This window comes from Jiella endophytica (assembly GCF_004519335.1).
Taxonomy (GTDB): Bacteria; Pseudomonadota; Alphaproteobacteria; order Rhizobiales; family Rhizobiaceae; genus Jiella; species Jiella endophytica.
Window position 1 is genome coordinate 172,888 of sequence record NZ_SOZD01000004.1, and the last position, 16,136, is coordinate 189,023.

The following is a 16,136-nucleotide window of genomic DNA, read 5'->3' on the forward strand; positions in this document are numbered from 1 at the left end:
GGCACCATTACGGAACTCGGCTATAAGCGCGCAATGGGCTTCGAAGCGGACGAGACGCGCAAACCGGAAGGCCGGCCGCTGAGGCGCGGCTGGACGACGGGCGCCTGCGCCACCGCGGCGACCAAGGCGGCGCTGACGGCGCTCTTCTCCGGCAGCTTCCCCGATCCCGTCGAGATCCGCCTGCCGAAGGGCGAGATGCCGGCCTTCGCGCTGAACCGGCAGAAGCTGGCGGGTGGCTCGGCGATGGCGGCGATCGTCAAGGACGCCGGCGACGACCCGGACGTCACCCATCTCGCCGAGATCGTTTCGACGGTCTCGTTCGCACCGCCGGGCACCGGGCTCGTCTTCAGGGCCGGCCCGGGCGTCGGCATGGTCACCCGCGCCGGCCTGCCGATCCCGCCGGGCGAGCCGGCGATCAACCCGGTGCCGCGGCAGATGATGCGCGAGGTGGTCGAGGCGCTCTGCGCTGTCCATGGCCGGGCGGCGGACGTCGTCGTCGAGATGGGCGTGACCGACGGCGAGGCGCTCGCTCAAAGGACCTGGAACCCGCGCCTCGGCATCGTCGGCGGGCTGTCGATCCTCGGCACCACGGGCATCGTCCATCCCTTCTCATGCTCGGCCTGGATCCATTCGATCCATCGCGGCGTCGACGTCGCCCGGGCGGCAGGCCTCGCCCATGTCGTCGGCGCGACGGGCTCGGCCAGCGAGGATCTTGCCCGCAGGCTCTACCCAACGCTGCCGGAGATCGGCTTTCTCGACATGGGTGACTTTGCCGGCGGGCTGCTGAAATATCTGAGGGCCCATCCGGTGGAGCGGCTGACCATCGCCGGTGGCTTCGCCAAGCTGACAAAGCTGGCGCAAGGGGCGATGGACCTTCATTCCGGCCGGAGCCAGGTGGATTTCGGTTTCCTCGCCGATGTCGTCGAGGCGCTGGATCCGCCGGCTGCGGGGCAGTTGAGGAGCGGGATCCTCGCCGCCAATACGGCGAAGGAAGTGGTGGAGTTGACGCGGACCGAGGGGATCGACCTTGCCGGAGCCATCGCGCTCTCGGCGCAGGAGGCGTGCCTGAAGATGTTGAAGGATACGGGCGTCGCGGTCGAAATCCTTGTCGCCGATCGCGGAGGACAGCTGCTTGCCAGGGCCTGACGCGGAAGCGGCCAAACCGTCGCCGGAGCGTGCGACGGGCGTCGCCGGGCGCCGGCCCACCGTCCTTGTCCTTGGCGGCACGGCAGAAGCGAACGACCTCGTCCGCGCCCTTGGCAAACGTTTCCCCGACCATCGGCTGATCCTGTCGCTTGCCGGCCGCACCCGCGCGCCTAGCCTTCCCGAAGGCGCCGAGATCCGCATCGGCGGCTTCGGTGGCGCGGCGGGGTTGGCCGCTTTCCTCAGGGCCGAGGCCGTCGGCCTGCTTGTCGATGCGACGCATCCCTTCGCCGCCGGCATGGCGCGCAACGGGGCAAAGGCGGCGGACGTCGCGGGCATCCGGCGACTGAAGCTTCTGCGACCGGCCTGGCAAGCGGTCGATGGCGACAGGTGGACGGAGGTCACCTGCCTCGCCGAAGCCCGCGACGCGCTGCCCAAGGGCGCAAGGCCGTTCCTCGCCCTCGGCCGCCAGCATCTGTCGCCCTTCTTCTCTCGCGGTGATCTCGCCCCCCTCGCCCGGATGATCGAGCCGCCTGACCCGCCTTTGCCGGTGGGCTGGACGCTGGTCCTGTCGCGGCCATCGCCGGACTGGCGGGCAGAAGCCGAATTGATGCGGGCCCACGGCGCGAGCCACCTCGTCACCCGCAATTCGGGGGGCGAGGCCTCCTATGCCAAGGTCGCCGCGGCGCGAGAACTGGGGCTCCCGGTCGTGATGATCGCCCGGCCTGCGGTGCCGGAGGGGCCGGTGTTCGAGACGGTGGAGGCGTTGCTGGCGGCGGTTGGGAGACGATCGGACCTTGCGACGGAATAGCCGCGTCCGGCAGAACACAGGGCCTTGGCGAGCGTCGTGGCGGGGTCGAAGGACTCTCGCTCTGGGACCTCGCACCCATCTCGCGGCAATTCAGCTCTCGCCGACCCGTTTCCGCTGAGGCTTCGGCCAGTCGGTTTCCGCCTTACTCCGCTTTCGTCGTCTTCCGCTTCGGCCGCAGCACATGGACGTGGCCGGCATCGTAGAGCTTGGAATCGATGAAGTCCGTCGCCCCCAACGCGCGACCGACGAAGATCAGCGCGGTGCGGGTGAGCTTGGCGTCCCGCGCCGCGCGGTGCAGTTCGCCGAGGCTCGACCGGATGAATGCCTCGTCCTCCCAGCCGACCCGGTAGGCGATGATCGCCGGGCAATCCTCGCCATAGGCCGCAAGCGGCGCGAGTTCGCGCTGGATATGCGCGATGTTGCGGACCGAAAGATGGATCGCCAGCGTCGCGCCGCTCCGCCCGAGGGTCGACAGTTCCTCGCCCTCCGGCATTTTCGACGACTTCATCGCCGTGCGGGTGAGGATCACCGTCTGGCAGATCTCCGGGACGGTGAGTTCCAGCTTCAATGCCGCGGCGGCGGCGGCGAAGGCCGGCACGCCCGGCGTGATGTCGTAGGGAATGGCGAGCGCCTCCAGCCGGCGGATCTGCTCGGCAATGGCGCCATAGAGCGACGGGTCGCCGGAATGCACCCGCGCGACATCCTCGCCGCGCCCATGCGCCGCCGTAATCTCGGCGACGATCTCGTCGAGCGTCATCGGCGCGGTGTCGATCACCCGCGCTCCCGCGGGAGCCGCCGCGACCACCTCCTGCGGCACCAGCGAGCCGGCATAGAGGCACACCGGACAGGCCTCGATCAGCCTCAGGCCACGCACGGTGATGAGATCGGCAGCGCCCGGCCCCGCGCCGATGAAATGGACCGTCATGGCTTTTCGTCCCGCTTGTCTTTCGAAGGAGCCGCTTTCGACCACAGTCGGCGGGCCGGCACAACAGCGGGAGGCGCCTCGATTGGCGGGCAGGCGATCGGCAGGCGGCGGCCGGAGCCTCGCTGTCAATACGACGTGACACTCGGGCTGTCATTTTTGATGGAATGACGGCTTCTCATTCGCCGCCAAACTCGCTAGCCTGCGGATATGAGGCTCGCCTTCCCCTTTGCCGCCATCGTCGGCCAGGACCAGATGAAGCTGGCGCTGTCGATCGCCGCGGTCGATCCGGCCATCGGCGGCGTGCTCGTCTTTGGCGATCGCGGCACCGGCAAGTCGACCGCCGTCCGCGCGCTCGCCGCGGTGCTGCCGGAAATCGAGGCGGCGAGCTGTCCCTATCGCTGCGACCCGGCACGGCCCGACGAGGCCTGCGAGACCTGCCGCGGCAAGCCGAAGTCGCGGCGCGGCAAAGCCCGTGTCCCGGTGCCGGTGGTCGACCTGCCACTCGGCGCGACGGAGGACAGGATCGCCGGCTCGCTCGACCTCGAACGGGCGCTGTCCGCCGGCGAGAAGCGCTTCGAGCCCGGGCTTCTGGCGCGGGCCAATCGCGGCTTTCTCTATATCGACGAGATCAATCTTCTGGAGGATCATCTGGTCGACCTGCTGCTCGACGTCGCCGCCTCCGGCGAGAACGTCGTCGAGCGCGAGGGGCTCAGCGTGCGCCATCCGGCGCGCTTCGTGCTGGTCGGCAGCGGCAACCCGGAAGAGGGCGAGTTGCGGCCGCAGCTGCTCGACCGCTTCGGCCTGTCGGTCGAGGTGAAGACGCCGACCGATCTTGCGACCCGCATCGAGGTGGTGAAGCGCCGGGACGCCTTCGAGCGCGACCCGGCCGGCTTCACCGCCCGCTTCGAGGCGGAGAACGACGCGGTGCGGGGCGCCATCCTCGCGGCGCGTGAGCGCCTCGCCAACGTCGCCGTTCCTGACGAGACGCTGGAGAAGGCGGCGCAGCTGTCGATCCGCCTCGGGACCGACGGGCTGCGCGGCGAACTGACGCTGATGCGGGCCGCGCGGGCGCTCGCCGCCCTGCAGGGCGGGGCCGAGGTCGGCTGGCCGCATCTCGCCGAGCTTGCGCCGCTGGCGCTCTCCCACCGGCTGCGCCGCGATCCGCTGGACGAGGCGGGCTCGGCGACGCGCGTCACCCGCGCCGTCGGCGAACTCGCGGCAGCCTGAGCGGGTCGGCGCGATGACCGCCCGGCCGATCCCGGCAAATGACGGCGCGGCGAGCCCGCCGGAGACCGCCGATGCTGCGGCGCTCTGGCAGGAAGCGCTGCTCTGCCTCTCGCTCTTTGCGGTCGATCCCGGCCTCGGGCTTCGGCTCGCCGCCAGGGCCGGGCCCGTCCGCCAGCAGGCGCTCAAAAACCTGCGGGCGTCGCTTCCCCCCGGCGAGGCATGGCGCAAACTTCCGGCCGGCGCATCGCCGGCGGCGCTGACCGGCGGGCTCGATCTTGCCGCATCGCTCGCGGCCGGGCGGCCGATCGCCGAAAAGGGCCTGATCGCCGCAAGCGACGGCGGCGTCATCGTCGCCGCCATGGCCGAGCGCATGGCAGACGACGCCGCCGGGCTGCTGGCGCTGGCGCTCGACAGGGGCACGGTGCCGATCGAGCGGGACGGCCTTTCGGCAGAGCTGCCGGCGCGCATCGGCGTCCTCGCCCTCGACGAGGGGATGGAGGAGGACGAGGCGCCGCCGCACGCTCTTTGCGAGCGGCTGGGGCTATGGCTGTCGCTGGACGGAGCGGATCCCCGGGGCAGCGCTGGCGGACATCTCGACGCTGCGGCCATCGCAGCGGCCCGCGACCGCCTGATGGCCGTGCGGCCGGACGAGGCCGGCCTCGAGACGATCTGCCAGGCGGCGATGGCCTTCGGCATCGTCTCGCTGCGGGCGCCGCATCTGGCGCTCCGGGCGGCCTGCGCCTCGGCGGCGCTCGCCGGCAGGCATCTGCCGGGCGAGACCGACATCGAGACCGCCATCCGGCTGGTGCTGCTTCCCCGTGCGACCACCCTTCCCGGCATGCCCCAAGACGGCAACGAGGACGACTTGTCTGCCGCACGCGACGAAGAGGACGGCAACGACGCGACGCGGAACGAGCCGCCGCAGGATGATGTCCGCGACAGGGCCGAAGAGACGGAAACCGGAGAGATCGCGCCGCAGGACGAAACGCTGATCGAGGCGGCGGATGCCGGGCTCCCGGCCGATCTCCTGAAGCGCCTCGCCGCCATGGCCCGCTCGCGGCAGATGCCGGCGGGCGGCGGACGCAAGGGCGCTTTTGCCGGCAGGGCAAGGCGTGGGCGGGCGATCGGCACCCGGCCCGGCGATCCCCGCCGCGACCGGCTCGACCTTGTCGCGACGCTCCGCGCCGCAGCGCCCTGGCAGACGATCCGGCGACGCGAGCGCAGCGGGCGGCAAACCGATGTGCTCCCGCGACCGCTCGAGATCCGCGCCGCGGACATTCAGGTCCGCCGCCATCGTGGCAAGGCGGAGACCGCGACCATCTTCGCCGTCGACGCCTCGGGTTCGGCGGCGCTCGCCCGCCTCGCCGAGGCGAAGGGCGCCGTGGAGCGCATCCTTGCCGAATGCTATGTCCGCCGCGACCGGGTGGCGCTCGCCGCCTTCCGCGGCACCCGCGCCGACGTGCTGCTTCCCGAAACCCGCTCGCTTACCCGGGCGAAGCGCTGCCTCGCCGCGCTCCCGGCCGGCGGCGGCACGCCGCTCGCCAGCGGCATTCTCGCCGCGCTGGACCTTGCCAAGGCGAGCGCCCGCGAGGGCCGCACGCCGCTGATCGCGCTTCTCACCGACGGGCGGGCGAACATCTCGCTTGCCGGCGCGGCCGGCCGGCCGCAGGCGATGGAAGACGCAAGAATGGCGGCAGCGGCGGTGCGGGCGAGCGGTATCGCCGCCCTCGTCATCGACCTTGCCCAACGCCCGAGCGAGGCCGCGCGGGAGATCGCCGCGGCCATGGGCGCGAGCTACCTCGCCTTGCCACGCGCCGATTCGCAGGCGCTGGCGGAACTGGTGGCGGCCGCACCGCGCGGGGCCCTCGCAAGCCGCGCCATCGCCAGGCCATGAGCGGACGGCTCGACTTTTCCCGCGACGGCCGCGACTGGCCGCATCGCGATCGGAGCCGCTTCATCGAGGCCGGCGGCACGCGCTTCCATGTCCAGGTCCTCGGGCCGGACGACGCGCCGCCGCTGCTTCTCCTGCATGGCACCGGCGCCTCGACCCACTCGTTCCGCGATCTCGCGCCGCTTCTCGCGGAAAGCCATCGCGTGATCATGCCGGACCTGCCGGGCCACGGCTTCACCCCGGCGCCGCGCTGGCGGCGGCCGTCGATCACCGGCATGGGTGCGGCCCTCGCCGCCATGCTGCGGGCGATCGATGTCGTGCCGGCCCTTGCCGCCGGCCATTCGGCGGGCGCGGCGATCCTCCTTCGCATGGCCCTCGACGGCGAGATCCGCCCCCGCCACATCGTCTCGCTCAACGGCGCGCTGCTGCCCTTTCCCGGCGTCGCGGCGCATCTCTTCCCGCGGCTGGCGAAGCTCCTCTTCCTCAACCCGGTGGCGCCGCGGTTCTTCTCCTGGCGGGCGAAAAACGGCCGTGCCGTCGCCCAGCTGATGGAAAGCACCGGTTCGCGGATTTCGCCGGAGGGCGTCGCCTATTACGAGCGGCTGCTCGCCTCGCCCGCCCATGTCGAGGGCGCGCTGACGATGATGGCGAACTGGGATCTCGAAAGTCTGCGGCGCGACCTGCCGCGGCTCGAAGTGCCGCTCACCCTCGTCGTCGGCATGCGCGACCGGGCAGTGCCGCCGGAAGTCTCCGAGCGCGTCGCCCGCATGGTCAGGGGCGCCCGGGTCGAGACGCTGCCGGGCCTTGGCCATCTCGCCCATGAAGAGGCGCCCGAGACGGTCGGAGCATTGATGCTCCGGGCCTTTGCGCAGGAAGCCGCTCCGGCCGGCGAAGACCGCGAGGCACCACGGACCGGCACGGCTTGAGACACGGCCGACGGGCGGAGGACGCGGTCATCGTCCCGACCGGCGCCCGCACCTCTCTCTACCGCTGCGGCATGCGGTCACCGTTCCTCGTGAAAAATCATCTTTTCAACCGGCGATTTGCCCGGCGATTGTCGCTGCACGCATGTAAAAAATCCGTTTGATCCGGATTTAGACTTGGAATATCTATAGTAAATAGAGTGCCGGCATGCTTGCTTTTTCGAGGAGGCTTTTATGCTCAAGCTTTGCGCGGCACTTTGTGCCGTTTCGTTAAGTGCTATGGGTGCGGCAACTGCGCAGGATCGGGATCACCCGCTGCGAGCGCTGAGCCAGCACGACTTCTACCGCGTCTTCGGCACCACGCCGTCCCCCAGCGCCCAGTCGGACGCCGCGCGGGCCGCCAGCGAGCAGCGCTGGGCGCAGCGGGTGGCCGGGATCGACGACATGCTCTCCGCGGTGGTCGAAAAGGGGCAGTTCACCGACACGACCCTCACCAATTCCACCGCCCTCCTGAAGCTGCTCAAGCAGCGCAACGATCCCATGAGCTATCTCTATCTCTGGCATCTCGTCGCGCTGGACACGACGGCGGTCGACCATGCTCCGACCGGACCGGGGATCAGGCACCAGCAGGTCGGCCCGGCGCGGTCGTCGCGGGCGCTCGCCATGGTTCATCAGGCGCTGTTCGAAGTCGCCAACACGATGAACGCCGCGCCCTACGCGACCACCCTGAAGACGCCGCACACCTTCGACCTCTCCCTGCCCGGTGGGCTTTCCGCACAGCAGCGGCAGAAATACGTCAGGGCGCGGGAGGCGGCGGCCCTGTCCGAGGCGGCCTATCTGACGCTCGAGCTGCTCTATCCGAGCCTCCGGGAAACAACGCTCAACACCGCGCCGCCGAGCCTTTCGACGGTCAGCTGGTTTTCGCAAGGGGCGGCGCGAACGGGCTTTTCCGACGCTCTCTGCAACGAACTGACGCCGTCGCTCAGCCTGCATGTCTACTACCAGTGCTCGCTCCAGGCGATCGAGGGCGACAACGATCCGGACGTCGCGATCCTGAAGCTCGCACGCGAAAACGGTGTCGCCGTCGGGCGGGAGATTGCCGGGACGATCAAGGCCGAGCGCGAGGGCGACAATGCGCGGCTGTCGGAGCCCGAACTCGACGACAGCTTCGAATACCGCTACCGGCCGGACGAGCGGAACCGCGCCTTCGTCCAGTGGATGCAGGACCCCGTCTCGAAGATCAGCACCGCGCTCGGCGGCAACTGGATGCATGTGAAGCCCTTCGCGATGAAGTCGAGCTATCAGTTCCGCCCGTCGGAGGCCGACGCGCCGCGCATCGACCTGCCGGTGAACGGCACGCCGGACCAGATCCGGGCCGCAGCCCGCAAGCTGAAATCCTATAACGCCGTAGCGAGATGGGGCACCGACCCGCGGCTCGACGGGACCGGCGCCGGCCATCCCGGCGGCCCGAAGCTCGACCGCTTCTTCCTGGCGCAGTACTGGGCCTATGACGGGACGGCCTATCTCTGCGCCCCGCCGCGGCTCTACAACCAGATCGCCCTGACCGTGCTGATGAAGATCCGCGACCTGCAGGCGCAGGGCGCCGCGCCGGAGCTTGCGGGCCGCGAGCAAATCGACCTTTCCAGCACGGCCGACGTCTCCCGCTTCCTCGCCCTCGTCAATTTCGCCATGGCCGACACTGCCATCGCGGCATGGGACGCGAAGTTCTATTTCCAGTTCCCGCGCCCGGTCACCTATATCCGCGCCGTACAGGCGCTCGACCCAAACAATGAGGCGACCGACGGGCTGGAGCCGTCCGGGGCCGAGGCCCTGAGCATGGCGATGTCGCCATCGCAGAGCCAGCCGGCGGCAGGCGGATTCCCTACCGGACAGTCCTCCGATCAGGGGCAGGCCGGCGTGCCCTATCCCGTCCAGGAAGCCAGCGCGCTGACGACCGCCTCCACCCAGCAGCACACCCTGCCGCGCGGCTCGGTGAGCCAGACGAAGTGGTTTCCCGCCGGGGCGCAGGTGACGAATTCCGATTCGCCCTACAACATCACCCCGCCCTTCCCCGCCTATGTCTCCGGCCACGCGGCCTTCGGCGGCGCCCTGTTCGGCATGCTGCGCCAGTTCGTCGGCCCGAAGACCGAATTCGCCTTCGAGTCGGACGAGTTCAACGGCTTCAGCAAGGACGTCTTCAATTATGTCCGGTGCGAAGCCGCGCCCGGCGGCGGCCTGCGGGACAAGGTGACTCCGGCGAAGTTCTGCGCACCGAGGCCGTTGACCCTCGACTGCGCGGAACGGGAGAACGCCGACAGCCGCCTGTGGATGGGCGTGCACTGGATCGACGACGCCGATGACGGCGTGGTGCTCGGCAACCGGGTCTCGCGGCAGGTCTATGACGTGATGATGGCGCCGAAGACCCACCGCCGGGCCCAGGCGCAGTTTTCCGTGCAGCCGGCAGACTATCCGACCGCCGGCAAGACGATGCGCGAGAAGCTGCTCTGCCGCGACATCGCGATGAGCGATCTTCCGGCCGGCTGGGACAGCGAAAACGGCGAGGTCGGCTTCGGACAGCTCGACCTCGTCAATATCGAGGGCATCCGTCCCTAAGCTCGCAAGCCCCCGCGACCTGAAAGCATAAAGCTCGGCCGATCTGCGGCGACGATCTCTGCCATCGCGGATTCGCATTGGATTTCATCGGCCCGAGGCGCTACAGCGCCGTCAAAAGGGCAGAACAATGCGACTGGGCGAGGAAATCGAAGGGGCGGCGGTCGGACGGGGACGGCCCGCCGAGGGCTGGCTCGGCCATGCCCGCGCGACCATGAGCCTCGCATTGCCGCTGATCGGCGTGCAGCTGGCGCAGGTGACGATGAACGTCACCGACACGGTCATGGTCGGATGGCTCGGCGCCGGCGAGCTCGCCGCGACGGTTCTGGCGACCCAGGCCTTCTTCGTGCTGTTCCTGTTCGGCTCCGGCTTCGCCCATGCGGCGATCCCGCTCGCGGCGGGGGCCGAGGGGCGCGGCGACAGCCGCGGCGTGCGCCGCTCGATCCGCATGAGCGTCTGGGTGCTGATGCTCTACGGCGCGATCATCATGGTGCCGCTGGCGCTGATCGAGCCGATCCTCCTCGCCCTCGATCAGCAGCCCGAGACCGCGCGGCTCGCCGGCGCCTATATGGCGATCGGCCAGTGGTCGATGTTCCCGGCGCTGACGATCCTCAGCCTCAGGGCCTATCTGACGGTGGTGAACCGCGCCTATCTGATGCTGGCGGTGATCGTCGCAGGCGCCGTGGCGAATGCCGGCTTCAACTGGATCTTCATCTTCGGTCATCTCGGCGCGCCGGCCATGGGCATCGTCGGCGCGGCACTGGCGACGCTCCTGTCGAACCTTCTGATGGCGGGGCTGCTCGTCGGCTATACCGTCGCCGCGCCGGGGCTGAAACGCTACGAACTCTATGCGCGGGCCTGGCGGCCGGACTGGCCGGCCTTCTTCGAGGTCGTCCGCCTCGGCCTGCCGATCTCCGCGACGATCATCGCCGAGGTCGGGCTCTTCGCCACCTCGTCGATCATGATGGGCTGGCTCGGCACCGTGCCGCTCGCGGCCCACGGCATCGCGCTGCAGATCGCCTCGATCTCCTTCATGGTTCCGCTCGGCCTCGCCAGCGCCGCGACCGTCCGCGTCGGCCTCGCCTTCGGGCGAAACGACCGCCTGGCGCTGGGGCGGGCCGGCGCGGTCGTGGTGCTCATCGGCGCTGCGCTCGCGCTCGGCGCCGCGACGCTGTTCTGGACCTTTCCCGAACGGCTGATCGGGCTCTATCTCGACCCGAAAAATGCCAATTCGGCCGAGGTGCTGGTGGCCGCCGTGCCACTGCTTCTCGTCGCGGCGGTCTTCCAGATCGCCGATGCGCTGCAGGCGATCGGCGCCGGCGTCCTCAGGGGCATGAAGGACACCCGGGTACCGATGGTCATCGCGCTGGTCAGCTACTGGCTGGTCGGCATGCCGATCGCCTATGTGCTGGCATTTCCGGTCGGCCTCGGCGCGCCGGGGATCTGGTGGGGCCTCGCCTCGGGGCTCGCGGCAGCGGCGGTGATGATGAACTGGCGCTATGTCAGGCGCGAGCGGCTGGGGCTGGTGGGCTGACCGTCAGCTGGTTCACCGCGGCAGTTCGCGCTCGGTGAGGATGCGGTCGATCAGGCCCCATTCGAGCGCCTCTTCGGCCGACATGAAGCGGTCCCGGTCGAGAGTTCTCTCGACTTCCTCGATCGTGCGCCCGCAATGCTCGGCATAGAGCCGGATCATCCGCCGCTTCACCTTCAGCATCTCCTCGGCCTGGATCTCGATGTCCGAGGCCTGACCCTGAAAGCCGCCGAGCGGCTGATGGACGTGGATGCTGGCGTTCGGCAGCGCCACACGCTCGCCGGGCTCACCCGCCATCAGCAGGAACGAGCCCATGGATCGGGCCGTTCCCATGCAGACCGTGTGGACCGGCGAGGAGACGTAACGCATGGTGTCGTACATCGCCATGCCGCTGGTCACGACGCCGCCCGGCGAGTTGATGTAGAGATAGATCGGCCGCCTCGGATTCTCGGCTTCGAGAAACAGAAGCTGAGCGCAGACGAGGCCGGAGACGTCGTCGTTGACCTCGCCATTCAGGAAGATGATCCGCTCGCGCAGGAGCCGCGAGAAGATGTCGAAGGCGCGCTCGCCCCGGTTCGACTGTTCCACCACCATGGGGACGAGCTGCATCGTGCCGCGCATCGGCGACCTCCCTTACGAGTGGCATTGATCGGCTTTCGCGGGCCGCGCGACCGGCGGCCCGAGTTCAGGCGGCGCGCATCAGCGGTGCATTGCCGTTGGCGGCCCGTGGCGCGACCCGCCGCGTGTCCGTCAGATGGTGGAGGATCCTCAGCCGCGTTCCGCCCGCCGCGTTGGCGGCGATCCGGAACGCTACCAAGCTTTCCCCATATTCCGGTTCACGCATCCGGTAGAGCAATTCCTCGCCCGGCACCGACGCGATCGGCTCCGGATCCGCCAGATCCTCGGCCGGCAGCCAGCGCTCGCGGAACGCCTCGATCGAGAGTGCCCGCCAGACCTTGTCGGGCGCAGCTTCGAGGTCGACCTCCAAGACGAGTTCGGCGGCCTTGTCGTCTTCGGTATCCCGGCTCATTGGTCCATATCCTTCAACAGCGCTTCGAGAGCCTCGATCCGGGCCGGCCAGTAGGTCCGGTAGCGTGCGAGCCAGCCGGCGATCCGGGCGAGCCCGTCGGGATCGACCTCGTAGTTCACATAGCGCCCCTGCCGCCTCTCCCGCACCAGACTGGCGCCCCGAAGAACGGCGAGATGCTGCGACATCGCCGGCTGCGAGATCGCCATGCCCTCACGCAAGGCGCTGGCGTTCATCGCGCCGGAGGCCAGCTTTTCGAAGATGGCCCGGCGGGTGGTGTCGCCCAGGGCCTTGAAGATGTCGTCCTCGCTCATGACAATAGATAAGCATGGACTTATGTGATTCGCAAGCGAGGTTCTGAGCTGGCTTTGTTCATCCGTTCTGTCGAATTGAACGGACTCCTGTGAAAGGTCATCGCTCCAAGAGAAGCCGCCGCATCGAGGAACGCGCTTTACCAATTTGTAAAAAATGTGCATTTTGCACACGTAGATTCGGGGTTCCGTTTGCGGAGATTGGCCTTGAAGACGTTCTCCATGACTTCCCTCTCACACTCGACGTCGACGGTGACGAGCGCCGCCGACCGAGAGGTCGTCGCGCTGACCCATCACGGCCGCGAGAAGTACGTTCTGATGCGTGTGGAGGAATACGAAAAGCTGGCGCAACGCGGCCGCGACCCGCGCCATGTAGGATATGTGGACGAGATGCCGGAGCCTCTTCGCGAGCTTTTTTTGGGGCAGGTTCGCGATCGTTCCGTCGGCGACCTCAACCTCGTGGAAGGCGAGGCAAGCTACGATCCGTCCCATCGTGTCCAGCTTATCGCGGATGATGACCAAGTCGGCTGAAGCCTAATGCGAGTGACGGGTTCGGTCTTCGCCTATCCCTATCTCTGGATGGTGGAGGAAGCGAAGGGCATCCGCGACGCCAAGGATCGCACCACCTGTTTGGCGATCCGCCGCGACGTTGGGGGCGCGGACGGCACGACGACTCATCTCATGCTGCTCGGCATTACGGATCAGCTCTGGAAAGGACAAAAGGCCGTCGAAGTACCGGACACCGAAAAACGCCGGGCGGGCCTGAACCCCAAGCGCCCGGCTTTCGTCGTCGTCAGCGAATACAATTACGACGTCCTGCCGCATTCCTGGCATTACGCACCCGGCACGAAGACCTACGGATCGTTCAGCTCGAAGTTCTGCAAAGACATCGCCGAGGCCCTGAAAGCCCTCTCCCGACAGGGTGGCCTCGCGAAAGTAGACCGAACGCGTGCTTGACTGCTTGCAAGGCCGCCACGAACGGCGAACGGCGCGGGCCGTTTCGGACCCGCGCCGTCAGTTCGTTCAGGTGACGCAGTGGCGGCTCAAGCCGCCACCCGGTCGCCCTCGCTGCCGGTCTTCGAGCCGACGACGTAGAAGCTCAGCCGGTCGGTGCCGGCGGAGATCTTCACCGTCTGCTCGTCCCTGACCTCGCCGAGCAGGATCTTCTCGGCGAGCGGGTCCTGCACCTCGCGCTGGATGACCCGCTTTAAGGGCCGCGCGCCATAGGCGGGGTCGTAGCCCTTCTGGGCGAGCCACTCGCGGGCCGTCTCGTCGAGTTCCAGATGGATCTTGCGATCGGTGAGCAGCTTTTCCAGCCGCGCCATCTGGATGTCGACGATCGCGCCCATCTCCGAGCGATGCAGCCTGTGGAACAGGATGACGTCGTCGACGCGGTTGAGGAATTCCGGCCGGAAGGCCGAGCGGACCACCGCCATCACCTGTTCGCGCGCGGCTTCCGCATTCTCGTCCTCGCCGAGCGCCACCAGGAACTCGGACCCGAGGTTCGAGGTCATGATGATCAGGGTGTTGCGGAAGTCGACCGTCCGCCCCTGCCCGTCCGTCAGCCGACCGTCGTCGAGCACCTGCAGGAGCACGTTGAAGACGTCCGGATGGGCCTTCTCGATCTCGTCGAAGAGGATCACCTGATAGGGCCGGCGCCGCACCGCTTCGGTCAGCGCGCCGCCTTCCTCGTAGCCGACATAGCCCGGAGGCGCGCCGATCAGCCGGGCGACCGAGTGCTTCTCCATATATTCCGACATGTCGATGCGCACCATCGCCGCCTCGTCGTCGAAGAGGAAGCTCGCGAGCGCCTTGGTCAGCTCGGTCTTGCCGACGCCGGTCGGTCCGAGGAACATGAAGGAGCCGATCGGCCGGTTGGGATCCTGCAGCCCGGCGCGGGCCCGCCTGACGGCCCGCGACACGGCCTGCACCGCCTCGCCCTGGCCGACGACGCGCTTCTGCAGCGAATCCTCCATGCGCAGGAGCTTGTCGCGCTCGCCTTCGAGCATGCGGTCGACCGGAATGCCGGTCCAGCGCGAGACGACCTGGGCGATGTGGTCGGCCGAAACCGTCTCCTCGACCATCGAGCCGGATTTCGCGCCGTCGCTCGCCTCGGCCTCCTTCAGCGCCGCCTCGAGCTTGGGGATCTCGCCATAGGCGAGCTCGCCCGCCCGCTGGAACTCGCCCTTGCGCTGGGCAATGGCAAGCTCGTTGCGGGACTCGTCGAGACGCTTCTTCAGGTCGGCCGCCTGGCCGAGCTTCGACTTCTCCGCCTGCCAGGCCTGGGTGATCCGGTCGGACTCTTCCTCCAGATTGGCGAGTTCGCCTTCCAGACGCTCGAGCCGGTCCTTGGACGCGTCGTCGGTCTCCTTCTTCAGCGCCTCGCGCTCGATCTTCAGCTGCATGATGCGGCGGTCGATCTCGTCGAGCTCCTCGGGCTTGGAATCGACCTGCATCCTGAGACGCGCGGCACCCTCGTCCACGAGGTCGATGGCCTTGTCCGGCAGGAAACGGTCGGTGATGTAGCGGTTCGACAGCTGCGCCGCGGCGACGAGGGCGCTATCCGAAATGCGCACCTGATGATGCTGCTCGTACTTCTCCTTCAGGCCGCGCAGGATCGAGATCGTGTCCTCGACCGTCGGCTCCGAGACGAAGACCGGCTGGAACCGCCTTGCGAGCGCCGGGTCCTTCTCGACGTGCTTGCGGTATTCGTCGAGGGTCGTCGCACCGATGCAGTGGAGCTCGCCGCGGGCGAGCGCCGGCTTCAGGAGGTTCGAGGCATCCATCGCGCCGTCAGCCTTGCCGGCGCCGACGAGGGTGTGCATCTCGTCGATGAACAGGATGACCGATCCGGCCGCTGCCGTCACTTCGGAGAGGACGGATTTCAGCCGCTCTTCGAACTCGCCGCGATATTTCGCGCCGGCGATCAGCGCACCCATGTCGAGGGCCATCAGCTGCTTGTCGCGCAGGGATTCCGGCACGTCGCCATTGACGATGCGCAAAGCGAGGCCTTCGGCGATGGCGGTCTTGCCGACGCCGGGCTCGCCGATCAGCACCGGGTTGTTCTTGGTGCGCCGGGAGAGCACCTGGATGGTGCGGCGGATCTCGTCGTCACGGCCGATCACCGGGTCGAGCTTGCCCTCGCGGGCCGCCGCCGTCAGGTCGCGGGCGTATTTCTTCAGGGCGTCGTAGCCGCTCTCGGCCGAGGCGGTGTCGGCGGTGCGGCCCTTGCGCAGATCGTTGATCGCCTCGTTGAGGCCGTTCGGCGTGACGCCGGCCTTCTTGAGGATGTCGGCGGTCTTGGCGCTCTTCTCGATGGCGAGGGCAAGCAGCAGGCGCTCGACGGTGACATAGCTGTCGCCGGCCTTCTTGGCGATCTCCTCGGCGGTGGCGAAGACCTTGGCCAGCGGCTGGGCGAGATACATTTGGCCGGAGCCGCCGGTGACCTTGGGCATGGCCTTGAGCGCCGCCTCGACGGCGAGGCGCACTTCCTCGGGCCGGCCGCCGGCCTTCTCGATCAGGCCGGAGGCGAGACCCTCGTCGTCGTCGATCAGCACCTTCAGGAGGTGCTCGGGGGAAAACTGCTGATGGTCGGCGGAGACCGCCGCCGTTTGCGCCGCCTGGATGAAGCCGCGGACGCGCTCGGTGTATTTTTCCAGATTCATGGCTTTCTCCTATCTGCGCGGCGCCCTCTGAAGAGGCACGTCGCACCCATACTGGAGTCCGGCTCCCGCAAT

14 protein-coding genes are annotated in these 16,136 nt (G+C 68.5%); 9 read left to right on the top strand and 5 right to left on the bottom strand.

Annotation, left to right across the window (positions count from 1 at the left end):
• Nucleotides 1-33 precede the first annotated feature (33 nt).
• Entirely contained in the window at nt 34-1,146 is a 1,113-nt protein-coding gene (locus E3C22_RS13840; RefSeq protein ID WP_134763008.1) for a cobalt-precorrin-5B (C(1))-methyltransferase, read from the top strand.
• Nucleotides 1,133-1,954, top strand: a complete 822-nt coding sequence (locus tag E3C22_RS13845; RefSeq protein WP_134762644.1) for a cobalt-precorrin-6A reductase — start codon at nt 1,133-1,135, stop codon at nt 1,952-1,954. The genes E3C22_RS13840 and E3C22_RS13845 overlap by 14 nt, the downstream gene beginning before the upstream one ends.
• A gap of 142 nt (nt 1,955-2,096) precedes the next feature.
• Here E3C22_RS13845 and cobM read toward each other — a convergent pair whose 3' ends face one another.
• Nucleotides 2,097-2,879 (bottom strand): precorrin-4 C(11)-methyltransferase, encoded by a 783-nt coding sequence (gene cobM / locus E3C22_RS13850; RefSeq protein ID WP_134762645.1) that lies wholly within the window; start codon nt 2,877-2,879, stop codon nt 2,097-2,099.
• A 207-nt stretch (nt 2,880-3,086) separates the two neighbouring features.
• Here cobM and bchI point away from each other — a divergent pair, with 207 nt between their 5' ends.
• The 5 genes from bchI to E3C22_RS13875 all read left to right on the top strand — a co-directional run bounded on the left by bchI (nt 3,087) and on the right by E3C22_RS13875 (nt 11,064).
• Nucleotides 3,087-4,106 (top strand): magnesium chelatase ATPase subunit I, encoded by a 1,020-nt coding sequence (gene bchI / locus E3C22_RS13855; RefSeq protein ID WP_134762646.1) that lies wholly within the window; start codon nt 3,087-3,089, stop codon nt 4,104-4,106.
• 13 nt (nt 4,107-4,119) lie between these two features.
• Entirely contained in the window at nt 4,120-6,000 is a 1,881-nt protein-coding gene (locus E3C22_RS13860; protein ID WP_134762647.1) for a magnesium chelatase subunit D, read from the top strand.
• On the top strand, nt 5,997-6,923 hold the full coding sequence (gene bchO / locus E3C22_RS13865; protein WP_134762648.1) for an alpha/beta fold hydrolase BchO: 927 nt from the start codon (nt 5,997-5,999) through the stop codon (nt 6,921-6,923). The genes E3C22_RS13860 and bchO overlap by 4 nt, the downstream gene beginning before the upstream one ends.
• Nucleotides 6,924-7,199: 276 nt before the next feature.
• Nucleotides 7,200-9,533 (top strand): vanadium-dependent haloperoxidase, encoded by a 2,334-nt coding sequence (locus E3C22_RS13870; RefSeq protein WP_134762649.1) that lies wholly within the window; start codon nt 7,200-7,202, stop codon nt 9,531-9,533.
• 127 nt (nt 9,534-9,660) lie between these two features.
• Nucleotides 9,661-11,064, top strand: coding sequence for an MATE family efflux transporter (locus E3C22_RS13875; protein ID WP_134762650.1), 1,404 nt, complete (start codon nt 9,661-9,663; stop codon nt 11,062-11,064).
• Between the two features lie 12 nt (nt 11,065-11,076).
• On the opposite strand, the gene E3C22_RS13880 is transcribed toward E3C22_RS13875, so the two are convergent.
• The 3 genes from E3C22_RS13880 to E3C22_RS13890 all read right to left on the bottom strand — a co-directional run bounded on the left by E3C22_RS13880 (nt 11,077) and on the right by E3C22_RS13890 (nt 12,402).
• Nucleotides 11,077-11,682: an ATP-dependent Clp protease proteolytic subunit gene (locus E3C22_RS13880; RefSeq protein WP_134762651.1), complete on the bottom strand. Its 606-nt coding sequence runs from the start codon at nt 11,680-11,682 to the stop codon at nt 11,077-11,079.
• 64 nt (nt 11,683-11,746) lie between these two features.
• Nucleotides 11,747-12,091, bottom strand: coding sequence for an SRPBCC family protein (locus E3C22_RS13885; RefSeq protein WP_134762652.1), 345 nt, complete (start codon nt 12,089-12,091; stop codon nt 11,747-11,749).
• A complete protein-coding gene (locus E3C22_RS13890; RefSeq protein WP_134762653.1) occupies nt 12,088-12,402 on the bottom strand; it encodes an ArsR/SmtB family transcription factor in 315 nt (104 codons plus the stop codon). Before E3C22_RS13890 ends, E3C22_RS13885 begins: the two co-directional genes overlap by 4 nt.
• A 204-nt stretch (nt 12,403-12,606) precedes the next feature.
• Between E3C22_RS13890 and E3C22_RS13895 the strand changes: the two genes are divergently transcribed.
• Both E3C22_RS13895 and E3C22_RS13900 read left to right on the top strand, forming a co-directional pair.
• On the top strand, nt 12,607-12,930 hold the full coding sequence (locus tag E3C22_RS13895; protein WP_245514993.1) for a type II toxin-antitoxin system prevent-host-death family antitoxin: 324 nt from the start codon (nt 12,607-12,609) through the stop codon (nt 12,928-12,930).
• Between the two features lie 12 nt (nt 12,931-12,942).
• Nucleotides 12,943-13,356 (top strand): hypothetical protein, encoded by a 414-nt coding sequence (locus E3C22_RS13900; RefSeq protein WP_134762654.1) that lies wholly within the window; start codon nt 12,943-12,945, stop codon nt 13,354-13,356.
• Between the two features lie 86 nt (nt 13,357-13,442).
• On the opposite strand, the gene clpB is transcribed toward E3C22_RS13900, so the two are convergent.
• Entirely contained in the window at nt 13,443-16,064 is a 2,622-nt protein-coding gene (clpB, locus tag E3C22_RS13905) for an ATP-dependent chaperone ClpB (RefSeq protein ID WP_134762655.1), read from the bottom strand.
• Nucleotides 16,065-16,136: the final 72 nt, after the last annotated feature.